Consider the following 20,086-nt stretch of genomic DNA (forward strand, 5'->3'; position numbering starts at 1 on the left):
GCGCGGCGGCGCGAGCCGCCGCGCGGGAGATCAGATCAGCCGGTTGTCGGGCAGGCGCCGCGCGATTTCGGCGACGAGCACGTGGGCGAGTTCGTCCTTCGGCGCGCGCGGCAGCGGCGTGAGGCCGGCCGCCTCGAACAGCACCACTTCGTTGTCGTCGCGGCCGAACGTCAGCGGGCCGAGGTTGCCGATCAGCAGCGGCACGTTCTTGCGCTTGCGCTTTTCGTCGCCGTGCACGTCGAGGTCGCCGCTTTCGGCCGCGAAGCCGACGCAGTACGGCGGATCGGGCAGCGCGGCGACCGACGCGAGGATGTCGGGGTTCTCGACGAACGTGAGCGCCGGCATCTTGCGATCGGCGGTCTTCTTCATCTTGTGCTCGGCCGGCTGCTCGACGCGCCAGTCGGCGACCGCGGCCACCGCGATGAAGATGTCCGCGTCCGATACCGCATGCATGACCGCGTCGTACATCTGCTGCGCGGTCTGCACGTCCTGCCGGTACACGCCCCACGGCGTGTCGAGCGCGACCGGCCCGGCCACCAGATGCACGTCCGCGCCGGCCTGCTGCGCGGCGCGCGCGAGCGCGAAGCCCATCTTGCCGCTCGAGCGGTTCGTGAGGCCGCGCACCGGATCGAGCGGCTCGAACGTCGGGCCGGCCGTGATCAGCACGCGGCGGTGCGCGAGCAGCTTCGGCGCAAAGTGCGCGACGATCGCTTCGTAGATCGCCTCGGGCTCGAGCATGCGGCCGTCGCCGACCTCGCCGCACGCCTGCGCGCCCGAATCGGGGCCGAGCACCGACACGCCGTCGGCCCGCAGCTGCGCCGCATTGCGCTGGGTGGCCGGGTTCTGCCACATCTGCCGGTTCATCGCCGGCACGACGAGCAGCGGGCAGTCGCGCGCGACGCACAGCGTCGACAGCAGGTCGTCGGCGAACCCGTGCGCGAGCTTCGCGAGGAAGTCGGTGGAGGCCGGCGCGATCACGATCGCATCGGCTTCGCGCGACAGGTCGATGTGCGCCATGTTGTTGTCGACGCGGGCGTCCCACTGGCTCGTGTAGACGGGCCGGCCGGACAGCGCCTGCATCGTGACGGGCGTGATGAATTGCGCGGCGGCTTCGGTCATCACGACCTGGACGGTCGCGCCGGCCTTCGTCAGCAGCCGTGTGAGCTCGGCGATCTTGTAGCAGGCGATGCCGCCCGTGAGGCCGAGGACGAGGTGTTTTCCTGCGAGTTCTGCGTGTGCCAACTCGGGTCTCCAAGGATCAAACGGAACGGCCGGCGTGAAGCCGGCCGTCGACACGGAGTATGCGCGCTCAGCGCGTGCCGCGCACGCGACGCAGTTCGTCGTAGATCAGCAGCACCGCGCCGACCGTGATCGCGGAATCGGCGAGGTTGAACGCCGGGAAATGCCAGCCGCCGAGATGGAAATCGAGAAAGTCGATCACGTGGCCGTACAGCAGCCGGTCGATCACGTTGCCGAGCGCGCCGCCGAGGATCAGCGCGAGCGACAGGCTGAACAGCCGCTGCTGGCCGTGCCGGCGCAACAGGTAGCAGATCACCAGCGTCGCGCCGATGCCGAGCGCGGTGAACGCCCAGCGCTGCCAGCCGCTCGCGGTCGACAGGAAGCCGAACGCGGCGCCGCGGTTGTACACCAGCACGAGATTGAAGAACGACGTCAGCGCATGCTGCGCGCCGTACGCGAACGTTTTCAGGATCGCGATCTTCGACAGCTGGTCGAACAGGATCACGATCAGCGAAATGCCGAGCCAGGGCGCGAGCGCGCCGCTGGCCGGTTTCGACAGGGTTTTCGCCATGGTTACGCAGCGCTCCGGATTTCGCCGTTTTCAAACAGGTTCGAGAAGCAGCGGCCGCACAGCGTCGGATGCTCGGCGTGCGCGCCCACGTCTTCACGGTAGTGCCAGCAGCGTTCGCACTTCTGGTACTTCGACGCCGCGACGTCGACGCTTTCGTGCGCTTCGTCGTCGACCTTCACGACGCTTGCCGCCGACGTGATCAGCACGAACTTCAGATCGTCGCCGAGGCTCGTGAGCGCGTCGTAGCGCGCGCCGCTCGCGTGCACGGCCACTTCGGCCTGCAGCGACGAGCCGATGCGGTTGGCGGTGCGGGCTTCCTCGAGCGCCTTCGTCACGTTGCCGCGCACGTCGCGCAGCAGCGCCCATTTCTCGATCAGCGCGGCCGCGCCGGCGACTTCCGGATACGCGTAGTACGTCTCCGTGAACACGGTGTCGCTCGCCGGCTGGAACACCTTCCATGCCTCTTCCGCGGTGAACGACAGGAACGGCGCGAGCACGCGCAGCAGCCCCTGCGTCAGATGGTAGAGCGCCGTCTGCGCGGAGCGGCGCGCGCGCGAATCGGCCGCGCTCGTGTACAGCCGGTCCTTCAGCACGTCGAGGTAGAAGCCGCCGAGATCTTCCGAGCAGTACGTCTGCAGCTTCGCGACGACCGGATGGAACTCGTATTTCTCGTAGTGGCCGAGCAGCTCCGTCTGCAGTTGCGCGGAGAACGCGACCGCATAACGGTCGATCTCGAGCCATTCGTCGACCGGCACCGCGTGCTGCGCGAAGTCGAAGTCCGACAGGTTCGCGAGCAGGAAGCGCAGCGTGTTGCGGATGCGGCGGTAGCCTTCCGTCACGCGCTTGAGGATCTCTTCGGAGATCGCCAGTTCGCCCGAATAGTCGGTCGACGCGATCCACAGCCGGATGATTTCCGCGCCGAGGCGGTTCGCGACTTCATGCGGATCGATGCCGTTGCCGAGCGACTTGCTCATCTTGCGGCCTTCGCCGTCGACCGTGAAGCCGTGCGTGAGCAGCCCCTTGTACGGCGCGCGGCCGTCGATCATCGACGCGGTCAGCAGCGACGAGTGGAACCAGCCGCGATGCTGGTCCGAGCCTTCGAGGTAGAGGTCGGCCGGGAACTGCAGCTGATCCTTGTGCGACCCGCGCAGCACGTGCCAGTGCGTCGTGCCCGAGTCGAACCACACGTCGAGCGTGTCGCGGTTCTTCTCGTAGAGGTTCGCGTCGTCGCCGATCAGCTCGCGCGGGTCGAGCGACTGCCACGCCTCGATGCCCGACTGCTCGACGCGCTTCGCGACTTCCTCGAGCAGCTCGAGCGTGCGCGGATGCAGCTCGCCGGTTTCCTTGTGCACGAAGAACGCCATCGGCACGCCCCATTGGCGCTGGCGCGACAGCGTCCAGTCGGGACGGTTCGCGATCATGCTGAACAGCCGCTGCTTGCCCCACGACGGGTAGAACGCGGTCGCGTCGATGCCTTCGAGCGCCGTTTCGCGCAGCGTCTTGCCGCCGGCGTGCGGCGTCACGTCCATGCCGGCGAACCACTGCGACGTCGCGCGGTAGATGATCGGCGTCTTGTGGCGCCAGCAGTGCATGTAGCTGTGCGTGTACTTCTCGCTGCGCAGCAGCGAGCCGGCCGCGCGCAGCGCCTCGACGACCTTCGGGTTTGCATCCCAGATCGACAGGCCGCCGAACAGCGGCAGCGATTCGATGTAGCGGCCGTCGCCCATCACCGGGTTGATGATGTCGGAGTCGGTCATCCCGTGCGACTTGCACGAGACGAAGTCTTCGATGCCGTACGCGGGCGACGAATGGACCACGCCGGTACCGGTGTCGGTCGTCACGTAGTCGCCGAGGTAGACGGGCGCGGTGCGCTTGTAGCCGGGGTGGGCCGAGGCGAGCGGATGGTGGAAGCGCAGGTTCGCGAGCTTCACGCCCGGCGCGGTCGCGACGATGCGGCCGGTCAGCTTGAAGTCGGCCATGCAGGCTTCGACGCGCTCCTCGGCGATGATCAGCAGCCCGCGCTCGGTGTCGACCAGCGCATAGACGATCTCGGGATGGAGGTTCAGCGCCTGGTTCGCCGGGATCGTCCACGGCGTGGTGGTCCAGATCACGATGCCGCCGTCGGCGCGCGGCAGCGCCGGCAGGCCGAACGCCTGTGCGGTCTTTTCCGGCTCCGCGAACGCGAACATCACGTCGATCGTCGGGTCGGTGCGGTCCTTGTACTCGACTTCCGCCTCGGCGAGCGCCGAGCCGCAGTCGAAGCACCAGTTCACCGGCTTGAGCCCGCGGTACACGTAGCCCTTCTCGATGATCTTGCCGAGCGCGCGGATCTCTTCCGCCTCGTTCACGAAGTTCATCGTCTTGTACGGATTGGCCCAGTCGCCGAGCACGCCGAGGCGCTTGAAGCCGACCTTCTGCTTCTCGATCTGCTCGGTCGCGTACGCGCGCGCCTTGCTCATCACTTCGGCGGCCGGCAGCGACTTGCCGAACTGCTTTTCGATCTGGATCTCGATCGGCATCCCGTGGCAATCCCAGCCGGGCACGTACGGCGCGTCGAAGCCGGCCATGTTGCGCGACTTCACGACGATGTCCTTCAGGATCTTGTTGACCGCGTGACCGAGGTGGATGTCGCCGTTCGCATACGGCGGGCCGTCGTGCAGGATGAACTTCGGCCGGCCCTTGCTGGCCGCGCGGATTTTCTCGTAGATGCCGCGCTCTTCCCACTCCTTCACCCACTGCGGCTCGCGCTTGGGCAGATCGCCGCGCATCGGGAACGGCGTGTCGAGCAGGTTGACCGGATACTTGGCCTGCGGTTTCGAATCGGCTTTCTTGTTGCTCATGGTGGGATCGCTATCTAAATCGGGGGACGCTCGAGCGTCGTGAATCGGGGATGCGCGCGGTTCGGCGGCGCGAGGGTGCGGCGCGCGGCGCCGCCGTCCGGATCAGCTAATTCGGTCGGTCGCCGACGTCGAGAAGCCGGTCGCGCGGCTGCCCGGTGCGCGTGCGCGCTCCACGAAATACGCGCGCGCGTTCGCGACGTCGAGCGCGATCGCGCGCGACAGCGCCTCGAGATCGTCGTATTTGGCCTCGTCGCGCAGCTTCTTCAGGAATTCGACGCGGATCAGCTTGCCGTACGCGTCGCCATGCCAGTCGAGCAGGTGGACTTCGAGCAGCACGCGGCCGGAATCGTCGACGGTCGGGCGCACGCCGAGGCTCGCGACGCCCGGCAGCGGCGCCGGCCCGAGGCCGTGCACCTGCACGACGAAGATGCCGGCGAGCGCCGGCCGCTTGTGCGCGATCGGCAGGTTCAGCGTCGGGAAGCCGAGGTCGCGGCCGAGCTTCAGCCCGTGCGCGACGTGGCCGCTGATGGCGTAGCCGTGGCCGAGCGCCTGCGCGGCCGCGTCGAGATCGCCGGCGGCGAGCGCCGCGCGCACGCCGGAGCTCGAAATGCGCGTGCCGTCGCTGCCGGCCACCGTGTCCATCTGCTCGACCTCGAAGCCGTGCAGCTCGCCGGCGGCCTTCAGCGTGTCGAAGGTGCCCGCGCGCTTCGCGCCGTAGCAGAAATCGTCGCCGACCATCATCCAGCGCGTGTGCAGGCCGCCGACCAGCGTGCGTTCGACGAACGCCTGCGGCGACTGGCTCGCGAACGTGTGGTTGAAGTGCTCGACGACGACGCGATCGACGCCGTGCTCGCGCAGCGCCTCGAGCTTGTCGCGCAGCATCGCGATGCGCGGCGGCGCGCCGGCCGGGTTGAAGAACTCGCGCGGATGCGGCTCGAAGGTCATCACGCACACGGGCAGCCCACGCGCGTCCGCTGCCGCGCGCACGCGCGCGAGCAAGGCCTGGTGGCCGCGATGGACACCGTCGAAGTTGCCGATCGTCAGCGCGCAGGGCGCGCGGCTCTCGGCGTTGGGCAGGCCGCGGAAGACTTTCACGATAGCGGATGCAGCGTCGGGGAATGAGCGGTGGAATGCCGCAAAGCAGAAGATTATAAACGTTCGGGCGGCCTGGCGGCCGAGAAGGCAGGAAACGCGGGGGCGAATGGTAAAATTCGCGGATGAAAAAACTCGTGATCCTGATTTCCGGTCGCGGCAGCAACATGGAGGCCATCGTCCGCGCGTGCGCGCAGGAACGCTGGCCGGCCCAGGTCGCCGCCGTGATCGCCAACCGGCCCGACGCGGCCGGCCTGGCTTTTGCCGCGTCGCACGGCGTGGCGACCGCGGTGGTCGACCATCGCGCCTTCGACGGCCGCGACAGCTTCGACGCGGCGCTGGCCGCCGAAATCGACCGCTTCGCGCCCGATCTCGTCGTGCTGGCCGGCTTCATGCGCATTCTCACCCCCGATTTCGTCAGACGATATGAGGGCCGGCTGCTGAACATCCATCCGTCGCTCCTGCCGAGCTTCAAGGGCGTGCACACGCATCAGCAGGCGCTGGACGCCGGCGTCGCGCTGCACGGCGTGACCGTGCATTTCGTCAGCCCCGAACTCGACAGCGGCGCGATCGTCGCGCAGGGCGCGGTGCCCGTGCTGGCCGGCGACGACGCCGCGGCGCTCGCGCAGCGCGTGCTGGCGGTCGAGCACGTGCTGTATCCGCGTGCGGTGCGCTGGTTCGTCGAAGGCAGCCTGCGCCTCGAGAACGGCCGGGCAGTGGTGGCGCCGCAAGAGGCGCGCTGGATTTTCGCGGATCAACCGCATACCGAAACGAGCGAGGGCGTATGAAGCTGCACGGATTTCTGATTGGCCAGACCGAGACCTTGCTGGCGGAGGTGCTCAAGTTCGCCGGCCCGGCCGACGCGACCACGAGCCGGTTCTTCCGCGCGCACCCGAAGCTCGGCCATGCCGAGCGCGGCGTGATCGCCGAGGCGGTGTTCGCGGTGCTGCGCCGCAAGATGGAGTTTTCGCACCTCGCCGAAAGCGGCACGGGCAGCCCCGCGCGGCGCCTGACGCTGCTGGGCCTGATGCAGACGCTCGGCCGCAACGCGCTGAAGCCGTTCGTGTCGGACAACGAGGCCGCGTGGCTCGAGCACGTGTCGAAGATCGACCCGGCGAGCCTGCCGGTGCGCGTGCGCACGAACCTGCCGGACTGGATCTACCAGGCGCTGTCGGCGCGTTTCGATGCCGACGAGCTCGCGCAGCTCGCCGCCGCGCTGAACTACCCGGCGCCGCTCGACCTGCGCGCCAACGTGCAGAAGGCGACGCGCGACCAGGTGATCGACGCGCTGCGCGCGAACGGTATCGAGGCGGGCGCGACGCCGTTCGCGCCGAACGGCGTGCGCGTGGTCGGCAAGCCGGCGCTCACGCGCCTGAAGCTGTTCGAGGAAGGCCAGATCGAAGTGCAGGACGAGGGCAGCCAGCTGCTGTGCTCGCTGGTCGCGCCGCGTCGCGGCGAGATGGTCGTCGATTTCTGCGCGGGCGCCGGCGGAAAGACGCTCGCGCTCGGCGCGATGATGCGTTCGACCGGGCGCCTGTACGCGTTCGACGTGTCGGAAAAGCGTCTCGCGAAGCTCAAGCCGCGCCTCGCGCGCAGCGGGCTGTCGAACGTGAACCCGGTGTTGATCGACAGCGAGCACGATGCGAAGATCAAGCGGCTCGCCGGCAAGATCGACCGCGTGCTGGTCGACGCGCCGTGCAGCGGGCTCGGCACGCTGCGCCGTAATCCCGACCTGAAGTGGCGTCAGACGCGCACGTCGATCGACGAGCTCGCGCCGAAGCAGGCGTCGATCCTCGCGAGCGCCGCGCGGCTCGTGAAGAAGGGCGGCCGGCTCGTGTACGCGACCTGCAGCGTGCTGGACGCGGAGAACGAGGCGATCGTCGAGCAGTTCCTGGCCGATCACCCCGACTTCGTGCTCGTGCCCGCGCAGAAGGTGCTGGCCGACCAGCGCATCGAGCTCGATACCGGCGACTACCTGTCGCTGTGGCCGCATCGCCACGCGACCGACGGCTTCTTCGCCGCGGTGCTCGAGCGGCGTGCGCAGTAACGACGGCGGGCCGGCATGATGGAGAGTCTGCAGAGCCGTCTGCTGTCGCACCGGCTGGCGTCGGTGATTCGCGATTTCCACCAGCCGGTGATGATCTGGCAGGCGGCGATCCTCGTCGGCGCGCTGTGCTTCGCGTGGCTCGCCGCGCGCTTCGCGCACGCGCGCATCGACGCGCGCCGCCGGGCGGCCGGCCGCGCGCCCGGCGCGGGCGCGCAGAGCCTGCAGCGTGCGCTGTTTCCGCTGTTCGGCGGGGTGTTCGTCGGCATCGCGGAGCTCGGCTTCGAGCCGTTCATGTCGACGTCGCTGCTGTCGCTCGCGCTGGTGCCGCTGTTCGGCATCGGCTTGATCTACGTGCTGTTCTTCTTCGCGCGGCGCGTGTTCGCGCGCGACGGACACACGCATGCGTGGCTGTCGATCGTCGAGAAGATCGTGTCGAGCGTCGTTTGGGTCGCGATGGTGCTGACCGTGCTCGGCATCCAGCGCGACGTGCTCGGCTGGCTCGACAGCGTGCAGTTTCGCGTCGCGAACGCGCATCTGACGCTGCTGTCGGTGATCTCCGGCGCGCTGTGGGTCTGCGTGACGCTGATGGTCGCGATGTGGCTCGGCTCGGTGCTGGAGGAGCGTCTTGCGCGCGCGACCACGCTCGACGCGAACCTGAAGGTCGTGATGTCGCGGGTCGGCCGCGCGCTGCTGGTGTTCGCGGCGGTCCTGATCGGCCTGTCGCTGGTCGGCATCGACGTGACCGTGCTCGGCGTGTTCGGCGGCGCGCTCGGCGTCGGCCTCGGCTTCGGCTTGCAGAAGATCGCCAGCAACTACGTATCGGGCTTCATCATCCTGCTCGATCGTTCGCTGCGGCTCGGCGATGCGATCAGCGTCGGCGGCCTGCAAGGCGTCGTCACGCAGATCCGCACGCGTTATACGGTCGTGCGCGGGCTGGACGGCAACGAGACGCTGATTCCGAACGAAAAACTGATCACGGACGTCGTGCAGAACCAGTCGTCGTACCTGACGCGCGGCTACGCGAAGCTCGCGGTCCAGGTCGCCTACACGAGCGACGTCGAGCAGGCACTCGCCTTGCTGGCAGAGGCTGCGCAGGGCGTGCCGCGCGTGCTCGACGAACCGGCGCCGACGCCGTATCTGGTCGGCTTCGGGGCGGACGGGATCGACCTCGAGCTGGGTTTCTGGATCGAGGATTCGGCGAAGGGCACGTCGGGCGTGCGTTCGGCCGTGAATCGCAACATCTGGCGGCTGTTCACCGAGCACGGCATCTCGATCCCGTTTCCGCAGCGGGAAGTGCGCGTGGTCGGGCTGCCGGAAGGTTTTGGTTTTGGCGCGACCGGCGTGGTGGCGGAAGGCTCGCCGGTTTCGGCCGATGCCAGCGCCCCGGCCGGGCATGCGTCGGCGGCGTAGCGGGGCGGGCCGCTGCGAGTCTGATGCAGCGGCGGCCACAATCGGATCGTTGGCCGTCGCCGGTCCGGAGGTGGACTATCGTCGTTGCGTCATGACAAGAAAATATTCATTTTTTACAAAGACTTGGAACGGTTGAAGTAAAATTCCGGTCTATACGCGGTATGCTTTCATTTTTCTGACGTCGGCTTGGCCGGCATCGCTCTCACCACAGGTAACTGCCTTGTTGAATTCCCTGCTCGATTTTCTTTCCCACGGGCTTCTGCGCTTTTCGTGGTGGCAGGTCGCGCTGTTCGCGCTGGCCGTCACGCACGTGACGATCATCGGCGTGACGGTGTATCTGCACCGCTGCCAGGCGCACCGCGCGCTGGAGCTGCATCCGATCGCCAGCCACTTCTTCCGCGTATGGCTGTGGATGACGACCGGCATGCTGACGGGTCAGTGGGCCGCGATCCACCGCAAGCATCACGCGAAGTGCGAAACCGAGGAAGACCCGCACAGCCCGCAGACGCGCGGCATCTGGAAGGTGTTCCTCGAAGGCGCCGAGCTGTATCGCGCCGAAGCGAAGAACGAGGAGACGATGCGCAAGTTCAGTCACGGCACGCCGAACGACTGGATCGAGCGCAACGTGTACTCGAAGTATCCGATCCTCGGCGTGAGCCTGATGATGGTGATCGACGTCGCGCTGTTCGGCGTGCTCGGTCTGACCGTGTGGGCCGTGCAGATGGTCTGGATCCCGTTCTGGGCCGCCGGTGTCGTGAACGGTTTCGGCCACTTCTGGGGCTACCGCAACTTCAACTCGGCCGATGCGAGCACGAACCTGTTCCCGTGGGGCATCGTGATCGGTGGCGAAGAGCTGCACAACAACCACCACACGTTCGCGACGTCGGCGAAGCTGTCGAACAAGTGGTACGAGTTCGACATCGGCTGGATGTACATCCGCATCATGTCGGCATTCGGCCTCGCGAAGGTGAAGAAGATCGCGCCGACGCCGCGCCTGAACAAGCCGAAGACGGTGCTCGATCAGGAAACGCTGCAGGCCGTGCTGTCGAACCGCTACGAAGTGATGGCGCGCTACGGCAAGGCCGTCAAGCGTGCGTACCGTCAGGAGCTTGCGCATCTGAAGGAGCTCGGTTCGCGTGACAAGTACCAGCTGATGCGCGGCGCGCGCAAGTGGTTCCACAAGGATGCCGACGGTCTCGACGAGCCGCAGAAGAAGCTGCTCCCGGAGATTTTCGCGAACAGCCAGAAGTTGCATACGTACTACCAGCTGCGCCAGGATCTGGCTGCGATCTGGGATCGCTCTACCGCATCGCGAGAACAGCTGCTCGCGCAATTGCAGGATTGGTGCCATCGCGCGGAACAAAGCGGCATCAAGTCGCTGCAGGAATTTGCGACGCGCCTGCGTCGCTACGCCTGATTCGAAATCGATTAGAATCTTAGGACGTCACAAACCCCGCGCTGGCGGGGTTTTTTCTTTTGGGCCGACGTTCTGTCCAGGTCGGATGAAGGCGGCGGAATAGGGTTGAAACTTCGGGCGACCGGGAAGTGTGGAGTTCACGTAGGCGCTGAAGCGCTAACGTGGGTCGACCGCGAAGCATGGGGCCTTCGTAAGCGCTAAAGCGCCAACGTGGGCCGACCGCGAAGCATGGGACCCACGTAAGCGCTAAAGCGCTAACGTGGGTCGACCGCGAAGCATGGGACCCACGTAAGCGCTAAAGCGCTAACGTGGGTCGACAGGAGATATGGAGATGGAATCGACGATCAAAGCCGTCGAGTACGACCGACCGGTCTCGGCCGGGACCGTCTGTAGCGTCGGGCAAGCATGGGCCAAAGTGCCGGATGCACCGTCCGCCGAAGAGCGCGCCGCTCTCAAGGCACGCATCAAGACGCTGCTCGCACGCGAAAAGGCCGTGCTGGTCGCCCACTATTACGTGGACGCCGAACTGCAGGAACTGGCCGACGAAACCGGCGGATGCGTCGCCGATTCGCTCGAAATGGCCCGCTTCGGCCGCGACCACGACGCACAAACGCTCGTCGTCGCCGGCGTGCGCTTCATGGGCGAAACCGCGAAGATCCTCAGCCCCGGCAAGCGCGTGCTGATGCCCGATCTCGACGCCACCTGCTCGCTCGACCTCGGCTGCCCGGCCGACGAATTCTCGGCGTTCTGCGACGCCCATCCCGATCGCACCGTCGTCGTCTATGCGAACACCAGCGCCGCCGTGAAAGCGCGCGCGGACTGGATGGTCACGTCGTCGATCGGCCTCGAGATCGTCGCCGACCTGCACGCACGCGGCGAAAAGATCATCTGGGCGCCGGATCGCCATCTCGGCAGCTATATCCAGAAGAAGACCGGCGCGGACATGCTGCTGTGGCAAGGCTCGTGCCTCGTGCACGACGAATTCAAGGGCATCGAGCTCGACTTGCTGCGCGCCGAATACCCGGACGCGAAGGTGCTCGTGCACCCCGAGTCGCCGGAAAACGTCGTCGCGCAGGCGGACGTCGTCGGTTCGACGACGCAGTTGATCGACGCCGCGGTGAAGCTCGATGCGACGCACTTCATCGTCGCGACCGATCTCGGCATCCTGCACAAGATGCAGCTCGCCGCACCGGGCAAGACCTTCATCGCCGCGCCGACGGCGGGCAACAGCGCAACCTGCAAGAGCTGCGCGCATTGCCCGTGGATGGCCATGAACGGCCTCGCGAACCTCGCCGACGTGCTCGAGCGCGGCCACAACGAGATCTTCGTCGATCCGGCGATCGCCGCGCGTGCGCGCGTGCCGATCGACCGGATGCTCGATTTCGCAGCGGCGCACAAGAAGCGCGTGCAGGCGAGCGGCGATCTGCAGCGCGATCAGCAACTGTTCGCGAACGTGGGGGCGGCATGAGCGACGCGGTATCCCCGCTGTTCGACAGCGTCCGTGTGCAATACGGCGCGGCATTCGACGAAGCGATCGCGCGCAACGTCGCCGACGCGATTGCCGAAGACGTCGGCGCCGGCGACCAGACCGGACGCCTCGTGCCGGCCGACGAGCGGCGGCGCGCGCGCATCATCGTCCGCGAGGAAGCGGTACTGTGCGGCGTGCCGTGGTTCGAGGCCGTGATCGCGCGCATCGATCCGTCGATCGTCGTGCAGTGGCGCTATCGCGAAGGCGACCGGATGACGGCCGACTCGACCGTCTGCGAGCTCGACGGGCCGGCGCGTGCGCTGCTCACCGCCGAGCGCAACGGCTTGAACTTCCTGCAGTTGCTGTCGGGCGTCGCGACGGCGACGCGCCGTTACGTCGATCGTGTCGAAGGCACGCGCGCGAAGATCCTCGATACGCGCAAGACGCTGCCGGGCCTGCGGCTCGCGCAGAAGTACGCGGTGCGCGTCGGCGGCGGCGAGAACCAGCGGCTCGCGCTGTACGACGGGATTCTGATCAAGGAAAACCACATCGCGGCGGCCGGCGGAGTGGGCGAGGCGCTCGACGCCGCGTTCGCGCTGAACGCCGGCGTGCCGGTGCAGATCGAGGTCGAGACGCTCGCGCAGCTCGACACGGCGCTCGCCCATGGCGCGCAGTCGGTGCTGCTCGACAACTTCACGCTCGACATGATGCGCGAGGCCGTGCGCGTCGCGGCCGGCAAGGCGGTGCTCGAAGTGTCGGGCGGCGTCAATTTCGATACGGTGCGCACGTTCGCGGAGACGGGCGTGGACCGCATCTCGATCGGCGCGCTGACGAAGGACGTGCGCGCAACGGACTATTCGATGCGCATCGTCGACTGAGCCCGACCTGTCGTCCGATATGAAAAGGCCGCCGGCGCTTGCACGCCGGCGGCTTTTTTTTGCGACCTGCGTAGCCGCTCAGCGGCGCGAGCGCGGCGTGAGCACGCTCGGCAGCGCCTTCGGCAGCGTGTGCGGCCAGTCGCGGCTGAAGTGCAGCCCGCGGCTTTCGCGGCGCGAATACGCGCTCTTCACGATCAGCGTCGCGACATCGACGAGATTGCGCAGTTCGAGCAGATCGCGCGTCACGCGGAAGTTCGCGTAATACTCCTGGATCTCGTCGCGCAGCAGCGACAGCCGGTGCTTCGCGCGTTCCAGGCGCTTGTCGGTGCGCACGATGCCGACGTAATTCCACATCAGGCGGCGCAGTTCGTCCCAGTTGTGCGCGACGACGACTTCCTCGTCCGCATCCGACACGCGGCTTTCGTCCCATGCGGGCAGCTCGGCCGGCGTCTGGGTGTCGAAGCCCGCCGCCTCGATCGCCTCGGCGGCCGCGCGGCCGATCACGAGACATTCGAGCAGCGAGTTGCTCGCGAGCCGGTTGGCGCCGTGCAGCCCGGTGTACGACGTTTCGCCGACCGCATACAGGCCGGTGAGGTCGGTGCGTCCGGCGAGGTCGGTGACGACGCCGCCGCACGTGTAGTGAGCGGCCGGCACGACCGGAATCGGCTGCTTCGCGATGTCGATGCCGAATTCGAGGCAGCGCGCGTAGATCGTCGGGAAGTGCTCGCGCAGGAACGCCTCCGGCTGATGGCTGATGTCGAGATACACGCAGTCGATGCCGCGCTTCTTGATTTCGAAGTCGATCGCGCGCGCGACGATGTCGCGCGGCGCCAGCTCGGCGCGCGGATCGTGCGCGGGCATGAAGCGCGTGCCGTCGGGCAGTTTCAGCAGGCCGCCTTCGCCGCGCACGGCTTCCGAAATCAGGAACGACTTCGCATACGGATGGAACAGGCAGGTCGGATGGAACTGGATGAACTCCATGTTCGACACGCGGCAGCCTGCGCGCCACGCCATCGCGATACCGTCGCCGGTCGCGGTGTCGGGATTGGTCGTGTACAGATAGACCTTGCCGGCGCCACCGGTGGCGAGCACCGTGTGCGGCGCCTCGATGGTGATCGTGCGGTCGTTGTCGACGTCGAGCGCGTACAACCCGTGACAGCGCCGGCCGGGCAGGCCGAGCCGGTCCGACGTGATCAGGTCGATCGCGTGGTGGTTCTCGAAGAACGTGATGTTCGGATGCTGGCGTGCGCGCTCGGACAGCGTCGCGAGCACCGCATGGCCGGTCGCGTCGGCCGCGTGGATGATCCGGCGGTGGCTATGGCCGCCTTCGCGCGTGAGGTGGAAGCCGAGTTCGGCCGCGTCGTCCTTCGTGAACGGCACGCCGTGGGAGATCAGCCATTCGATCGCTTCTCGGCCGTGCTCGACGATGTAGCGCGTCGCGCCTTCGTCGCATAGCCCGCCGCCGGCGACGAGCGTGTCGTCGACATGATTCTCGATGCTGTCCGCCGAGTCGAGCACGGCGGCGATGCCGCCTTGTGCGTAGTCGCTGGCGCCTTCCATCATCGATCGTTTCGCGATCAGCGCGACGCGCCGCGTGCTGGCCAGATTCAGCGCGACCGACAGCCCTGCCAGGCCGCTGCCGACGATCGCCACATCGAATTTCATGCTATCTCCATCGTTACGCTTCAGGTCTCGTGCGCTCCGTCGGCCGTCGCGACGGAAAGGGGAGAGCATACCGCGTCGGGCTTGCATGTGCGTGCGGAAACGTGCGCGCAAAACGAAAAGCCCCGCATGTGCGGGGCTTTTCGGTCGCCGTCAGGCTGCAGAAACCAGGAGATTACTTGATCTTGGTTTCTTTGTATTCCACATGCTTGCGGACGACGGGATCGAACTTCTTGATCGCCATCTTTTCCGGCATGTTGCGCTTGTTCTTCGTGGTCGTGTAGAAATGACCCGTACCAGCGGTCGACTCGAGCTTGATCTTGTCGCGTGCGCCTTTTGCCATGATTGTGCTCCTTGGGCTTAGGCTTCGCCGCGTGCGCGCAGGTCAGCGAGCACGGAATCGATGCCGTTCTTGTCGATCAGGCGCAGGCCGGCGTTCGAAACGCGCAGGCGCACCCAGCGGTTTTCGCTCTCTACCCAGAACCGGCGGTTTTGCAGGTTCGGCAGGAAGCGGCGCTTCGTCTTGTTGTTGGCGTGGGAAACGTTGTTGCCGCTCATCGGCGCTTTCCCAGTTACTTGGCATACGCGTGCCATGAGAGCACTCCTAATACGCTAAATTCGGGGTTCGATCGCCGGTGAAGGTTCTCATCGCACCGCCACGTGATCCATGGCTGCACTCAGAACGCCGAAGCCCTTACAGACAAGGCCCTTCGATGGCTAGAACTGGTTGGAAAAAAGACAGACGGCGATTCTAGCAGAAAAAGTTCAGAAAAATCAAACCTAATTTCGCGTTGCCGTCGCGGCGACCCGCAAACGGTTCGCCGGGCCACAGTCTACAGCCAACCGGCGCGTGCGAAGGAAAATGTATCGGCCGTGCCGACCACGACGTGATCGAGCAGCTTCGCGTCGACGAGCGCGAGCGCCTCGTGCAGCACGCGCGTGAGCCGACGGTCTTCCGCGCTCGGCTGCACGGCGCCCGACGGATGATTGTGCGCGATGATCAGCGACGCGGCATTGAGCATCAGCGCGCGCCGCACGATTTCGCGCGGATAGACGGCCATCCGCGTGAGCGAGCCGCGCGCGCTTTCCTCGACCTCGATGAGGCCGTGCCGCGCATCCAGATACAGCGTGACGAACACTTCGTACGGGCGCATGCCGATCCTGAGCCGCAGATAGTCCTCCACCGCGCCGGGCGAGTCGATCGGCATCCGCCTGCGCGCCTTCTCGACCAGCGCGCGCCGCGTGATCTCGGTCACGGCGATCAGCACCGCGGCGCGCGCGTCGCCGATGCCGGGATGCGTGGTGAATACGCCGGGCTGCGCATCGAGCATGTCGCGCAGCGAGTCGCCGAACCGGGCGAGCAGGGCGCGCGCGCTGTCGAACACGTCGCGGCCGCCGCCGCCGGTGCCGAGCAGCAGCGCGACCAGTTCCGCGTCGGTCAGCGCCGCCGGCCCGCGTTCGAGCAGCCGCTCGCGCGGCAGGTGCGGCTTCCAGTTCCGCGCGCGCCGCTTGCGCGGCCACTCGATGGCGACCCGGTGGGCCGGAGCGGGCGCGGGGTCCGCGAGGTCGCGACATTCCGTCGCCGGGGCGGCGACGCAGGATGAAGGCATGTTCGAAACTCCAATGGCGGCGGGCACGGGCGCGACGTCGTCGCACTTTCAGCCTTGCGCGCGAAGGTGACTTACAATATTGACTTTGCGCCGGGCCTTGCGGCCCGTTCGGGCGCCGACGAACACGAGTCATTCATGAGCCTCATCGATCTATCCGAAGTGAAGCCCGGTTCCCATGTCACGCTGCATTACCGGCTTGCGCTGGCCGACGGCGCCGACATCGTCAACACCTTTTCCGACAAGCCAGCCACGCTGCTGCTCGGCGCTGGACAACTGGCGCCGTCGCTGGAACAGATTCTGCTCGGGCTGCGGGTCGGCGACCATTCGACTTTTCAGCTAACGCCGGAGCAAGGGTTCGGTCCCCGCAATCCCGAGATGCTGCAGCGCGTGACGCTGTCGACGCTGCGTGAGAACGGCATGGTCGGCGAAGACTTCACGCCGGGCGACCTGATCGAATTCAACGCGCCGGACGGCGGCCGCTATGCAGGTGTGCTGAAGGAAGTCAGCGAAACCTCGGCCCTGTTCGATTTCAATCATCCGCTCGCGGGCCAAGCGCTCACGTTCGAAGTGAAAATCATCGGAATTCTGTAACCATGAGCAACACCGATACGCTGCCCGGGCAGACCGTCGCAGCCGATGCCGAAATCCTGCTGGCACAGCCGCGCGGCTTCTGCGCCGGTGTCGACCGCGCGATTGAGATCGTCGAGCGCGCGATCGCGATGCACGGTGCACCGATCTACGTGCGTCACGAAATCGTCCACAACAAGTACGTGGTCGAGGATCTGAGGAAGAAGGGCGCGATCTTCGTCGAAGAGCTCGAGGAAGTGCCGGCCGGCAACACGGTGATCTTCAGTGCGCATGGCGTGTCGAAAGCCGTGCGCGACGAGGCCGACGTGCGCGGACTGCGCATTTACGACGCGACCTGCCCGCTCGTCACGAAAGTGCACGTCGAAGTCGCGAAGATGCGCCAGGACGGCGTCGACATCGTGATGATCGGCCACAAGGGCCACCCGGAAGTCGAAGGCACGATGGGGCAGGTCGAGCGCGGCATGCATCTGGTCGAAAGCGTCGAGGACGTCCAGAAGCTCGAACTCGCCGATCCGGAGCGCATCGCACTCGTCACGCAAACGACGCTGTCCGTTGACGACGCAGCCGAAATCATCGGCGCGCTGAAGGCGAAGTACCCGAAGATCCGCGAGCCGAAGAAGCAGGACATCTGCTATGCGACGCAGAACCGTCAGGACGCGGTGAAGTTCATGGCGCCGCAGTGCGACGTCGTGATCGTGGTCGGCAGCCCGAACAGTTCGAATTCCAGCCGCCTGCGCGAAGTCGCGGAGAAGCGCGGCGTGGCCGCGTACATGGTCGACGCGCCCGAGCAGATCGATCCGGCGTGGGTCGCCGGCAAGCGCCGCATCGGCGTGACGGCCGGCGCATCGGCGCCGGAAGTGCTCGCGCAGGCCGTGATCGCCCGGCTGCGCGAACTCGGCGTGCGCAATGTCCGCGCACTCGAAGGCATCGAGGAAAACGTGGCGTTTCCGCTGCCGCGCGGGCTGAATCTGCCGCCCGCCGCCTGATTGTCCGCTCCGCTTTCGCAATACCCGAAGCGCGCCTCCCGGCGCGCTTTTTTTTGCACCGCGAAAATGCAGGCGCAACCATTATTCACACCATTGGTGCAACCGGGTTGCTATCCGCGCGATTAAGCCCCTCTCAAAATTGGTTGCAATGCAGGAAAACCCCATCGCATCAGGATTATTGGCGTCTTGTAAATGGAGTTACAATGCGCCCGTTTTCAGGCCGGAATGGCTTTGAAATCGGGTTTTGGCAAGGCGCGGGAGACCTATTCAATGCATGTGAAGTTGGTGTACGCCATGTCCGTCGCCGCACCGGTTGCAATGCTCGGCCGGGGCAGCAAAAAGAGCGATGGCAGGGCAGTAGTGGCATATGCGGTTCCGGCAGCCAACGACGTGCGCGTTGCCATCACCGGTCATGCGCGGCGGGCCGTGTGCCGCATCGCGCAATCGGACAGTGATACGGATAACGGGGCAGGTTTGGCGAGCGACGCATTCAACGCGCAGCGCCCGAAGCACGGCATGCATTCGGCACGGTGCGCCGCGCGCGGCAGCGCAACGGGCACGGCGATTGCCGCAGCCCGCGCGGGCAACCGCGAGGCGACGACGGCGGCACGCGGCACACCGCCGGCGCGTGCGCTTTGCGGCCAGATTCGCGGCAAGACCCGCGGCAACGCAGGCGACGTGCAGATGGCACCGCTCTCCTTTCATATCGATTCGACCTGGCAGCGTGTCGGCACGACGCATCGCGTCGTGGCCGGCGGCCTGTTTCGGTCCATGAATTCCGACGCGTGCCGGACGAAAGTCGGGCGCGTTCTTCGCGCAGCCGGTTCCGGCGCCGCGCGGGCAGCGGACGGCGGGCTTGCAGCGCAGGCGGCGCCGTTCGGCATCGGAGTACAAACCCTTGGCGACATCGGCGCGTGCGTCGCCAAGGTGGTCGAGCCCGCGGGCGACGCGGCGCGGAACCTGATCGGCCCGGACACGGCGTTCGCCGCGGCCCGGACGGAAAAAGGCACGGATTCCGGACAGCCGGACGCCGGGCGTGTCGGCACGCTGCCCTACGACTTCAAGGAGGCCAAGTACACCGTCCTCGACGTCGTGACGATTTAGCGACAGGACTCATGACGGCACCGAAACAGTGCGGTGCCGTTTTTGTATCCGCTCCGGCGGCAAGCCCGGCCGTACAGGCCGGGCGGTGCGCGCCGGGACGATCCACCCTTACCGGTATCGACTAGTACCCGCAGTGTCGCCGAGAAGGCGCGATTCCTCGCTTACCCGCGGGGCGCAACGTCATCCGGCAGCATGGGCCAAGGAGCTTTAAATGGATATTTTCATCCAACAGATCCTCAACGGGCTGGTGCTCGGCAGTGTGTACGCCATCATCGCGTTGGGTTACACGATGGTGTACGGCATTCTCGGCATCATCAACTTCGCGCACGGCGACGTGCTGATGATCGGCGCAATGGTCGCCCTGTCGGCGATCACCGTGCTGCAGAATCACTTCCCCCAACTCGGCAACGTCGCGACGCTGACGATCGGCCTGGGTATCGCGGCGGTCGTCTGCGCGTGCGTGGGCTACACGATCGAGCGCGTCGCATACCGGCCGCTGCGCCGCGCGCCGCGTCTCGCACCGCTGATCACCGCAATCGGCGTGTCGATCCTGCTGCAGACGGCCGCGATGATCATCTGGTCGCGTAACCCGCTGCCGTTCCCGCAATTGCTGCCGACCGATCCGATCAACGTGATCAAGGCAACCGACACGACGCCGGGCGCCGTGATCTCGGTGACCGAAATCGTGATCATCGCGGTGGCGTTCATCGTGATGGCCGGCCTGCTGCTGCTGGTGCACAAGACCAAGCTCGGCCGCGCGATGCGTGCGATCGCCGAAAGCCCCAACACCGCGAGCCTGATGGGCGTGAACCCGAACTTCGTGATCTCGGCGACGTTCATGATCGGCTCCGCGCTCGCCGCGCTGGCCGGCGTGATGATCGCGTCCGAATACGGCAACGTGCACTTCTACATGGGCTTCATCCCCGGCATGAAGGCGTTCACCGCGGCGGTGCTCGGCGGGATCGGCAACCTCGGCGGCGCGATGGTCGGCGGCGTGGTGCTCGGTCTGATCGAGCAGCTGGGTGCGGGCTACATCGGCAACCTCACGGGCGGCGTGTTCGGCAGTAACTACCAGGACGTGTTCGCGTTCGTGGTGCTGATCATCGTGCTGGTGTTCCGTCCGTCGGGCCTGCTGGGCGAACGTGTCGCGGACCGCGCGTAACGGAAGGGGAGC

18 protein-coding genes are annotated in these 20,086 nt (G+C 66.6%); 10 read left to right on the plus strand and 8 right to left on the minus strand.

Annotation, left to right across the window (positions count from 1 at the left end):
- Positions 1–30 precede the first annotated feature (30 nt).
- From coaBC to AK36_RS16825, 4 genes are all read right to left on the minus strand, one after another.
- The gene (coaBC, locus tag AK36_RS16810; protein WP_011885776.1) at positions 31–1,242 is read right to left on the minus strand and encodes a bifunctional phosphopantothenoylcysteine decarboxylase/phosphopantothenate--cysteine ligase CoaBC; all 1,212 of its coding nucleotides are present in this window, start codon (positions 1,240–1,242) and stop codon (positions 31–33) included.
- A 67-nt stretch (positions 1,243–1,309) separates the two neighbouring features.
- Positions 1,310–1,810: a signal peptidase II gene (gene lspA, locus AK36_RS16815; RefSeq protein ID WP_011885775.1), complete on the minus strand. Its 501-nt coding sequence runs from the start codon at positions 1,808–1,810 to the stop codon at positions 1,310–1,312.
- A 2-nt stretch (positions 1,811–1,812) separates the two neighbouring features.
- The gene (gene ileS, locus AK36_RS16820; protein ID WP_011885774.1) at positions 1,813–4,650 is read right to left on the minus strand and encodes an isoleucine--tRNA ligase; all 2,838 of its coding nucleotides are present in this window, start codon (positions 4,648–4,650) and stop codon (positions 1,813–1,815) included.
- Between the two features lie 102 nt (positions 4,651–4,752).
- The gene (locus AK36_RS16825; protein ID WP_011885773.1) at positions 4,753–5,745 is read right to left on the minus strand and encodes a bifunctional riboflavin kinase/FAD synthetase; all 993 of its coding nucleotides are present in this window, start codon (positions 5,743–5,745) and stop codon (positions 4,753–4,755) included.
- 122 nt (positions 5,746–5,867) lie between these two features.
- Here AK36_RS16825 and purN point away from each other — a divergent pair, with 122 nt between their 5' ends.
- From purN to nadC, 6 genes are all read left to right on the plus strand, one after another.
- Positions 5,868–6,530: a phosphoribosylglycinamide formyltransferase gene (gene purN, locus AK36_RS16830; protein WP_011885772.1), complete on the plus strand. Its 663-nt coding sequence runs from the start codon at positions 5,868–5,870 to the stop codon at positions 6,528–6,530.
- Positions 6,527–7,789, plus strand: a complete 1,263-nt coding sequence (locus AK36_RS16835; protein WP_011885771.1) for an RsmB/NOP family class I SAM-dependent RNA methyltransferase — start codon at positions 6,527–6,529, stop codon at positions 7,787–7,789. The genes purN and AK36_RS16835 overlap by 4 nt, the downstream gene beginning before the upstream one ends.
- Before the next feature lie 18 nt (positions 7,790–7,807).
- Positions 7,808–9,199 (plus strand): mechanosensitive ion channel family protein, encoded by a 1,392-nt coding sequence (locus AK36_RS16840; protein WP_011885770.1) that lies wholly within the window; start codon positions 7,808–7,810, stop codon positions 9,197–9,199.
- Between the two features lie 220 nt (positions 9,200–9,419).
- Positions 9,420–10,616, plus strand: coding sequence for a DesA family fatty acid desaturase (locus AK36_RS16845; protein ID WP_011885769.1), 1,197 nt, complete (start codon positions 9,420–9,422; stop codon positions 10,614–10,616).
- Between the two features lie 331 nt (positions 10,617–10,947).
- Positions 10,948–12,084, plus strand: a complete 1,137-nt coding sequence (gene nadA, locus AK36_RS16850) for a quinolinate synthase NadA (protein WP_034192626.1) — start codon at positions 10,948–10,950, stop codon at positions 12,082–12,084.
- Positions 12,081–12,962, plus strand: coding sequence for a carboxylating nicotinate-nucleotide diphosphorylase (gene nadC / locus AK36_RS16855; protein ID WP_045578847.1), 882 nt, complete (start codon positions 12,081–12,083; stop codon positions 12,960–12,962). Before nadA ends, nadC begins: the two co-directional genes overlap by 4 nt.
- Before the next feature lie 78 nt (positions 12,963–13,040).
- Here the strand turns inward: nadC and nadB are convergent, their stop codons facing one another.
- The 4 genes from nadB to radC all read right to left on the minus strand — a co-directional run bounded on the left by nadB (position 13,041) and on the right by radC (position 16,234).
- Positions 13,041–14,627 carry an L-aspartate oxidase gene (gene nadB, locus AK36_RS16860; RefSeq protein WP_011885766.1) on the minus strand — a complete coding sequence of 529 codons (1,587 nt, stop codon included), beginning with the start codon at positions 14,625–14,627 and terminating at the stop codon, positions 13,041–13,043.
- A 172-nt stretch (positions 14,628–14,799) separates the two neighbouring features.
- Positions 14,800–14,967, minus strand: coding sequence for a 50S ribosomal protein L33 (gene rpmG / locus AK36_RS16865; RefSeq protein WP_006478046.1), 168 nt, complete (start codon positions 14,965–14,967; stop codon positions 14,800–14,802).
- Positions 14,968–14,984: 17 nt separating this feature from the next.
- Positions 14,985–15,218 (minus strand): 50S ribosomal protein L28, encoded by a 234-nt coding sequence (gene rpmB / locus AK36_RS16870; protein ID WP_004186391.1) that lies wholly within the window; start codon positions 15,216–15,218, stop codon positions 14,985–14,987.
- A 239-nt stretch (positions 15,219–15,457) separates the two neighbouring features.
- Complete coding sequence (gene radC, locus AK36_RS16875) at positions 15,458–16,234, minus strand: RadC family protein (RefSeq protein ID WP_011885765.1); 777 nt, start codon at positions 16,232–16,234, stop codon at positions 15,458–15,460.
- Between the two features lie 135 nt (positions 16,235–16,369).
- Between radC and AK36_RS16880 the strand changes: the two genes are divergently transcribed.
- The 4 genes from AK36_RS16880 to AK36_RS16895 all read left to right on the plus strand — a co-directional run bounded on the left by AK36_RS16880 (position 16,370) and on the right by AK36_RS16895 (position 20,074).
- Positions 16,370–16,825: an FKBP-type peptidyl-prolyl cis-trans isomerase gene (locus AK36_RS16880; protein WP_011885764.1), complete on the plus strand. Its 456-nt coding sequence runs from the start codon at positions 16,370–16,372 to the stop codon at positions 16,823–16,825.
- 2 nt (positions 16,826–16,827) lie between these two features.
- A complete protein-coding gene (gene ispH / locus AK36_RS16885; protein WP_011885763.1) occupies positions 16,828–17,808 on the plus strand; it encodes a 4-hydroxy-3-methylbut-2-enyl diphosphate reductase in 981 nt (326 codons plus the stop codon).
- A gap of 270 nt (positions 17,809–18,078) precedes the next feature.
- Positions 18,079–18,912 carry a hypothetical protein gene (locus tag AK36_RS16890; protein WP_011885762.1) on the plus strand — a complete coding sequence of 278 codons (834 nt, stop codon included), beginning with the start codon at positions 18,079–18,081 and terminating at the stop codon, positions 18,910–18,912.
- A 211-nt stretch (positions 18,913–19,123) separates the two neighbouring features.
- The gene (locus tag AK36_RS16895) at positions 19,124–20,074 is read left to right on the plus strand and encodes a branched-chain amino acid ABC transporter permease (protein WP_011885761.1); all 951 of its coding nucleotides are present in this window, start codon (positions 19,124–19,126) and stop codon (positions 20,072–20,074) included.
- Positions 20,075–20,086: the final 12 nt, after the last annotated feature.

Source organism: Burkholderia vietnamiensis LMG 10929, from assembly GCF_000959445.1.
Lineage (GTDB): Bacteria > Pseudomonadota > Gammaproteobacteria > Burkholderiales > Burkholderiaceae > Burkholderia > Burkholderia vietnamiensis.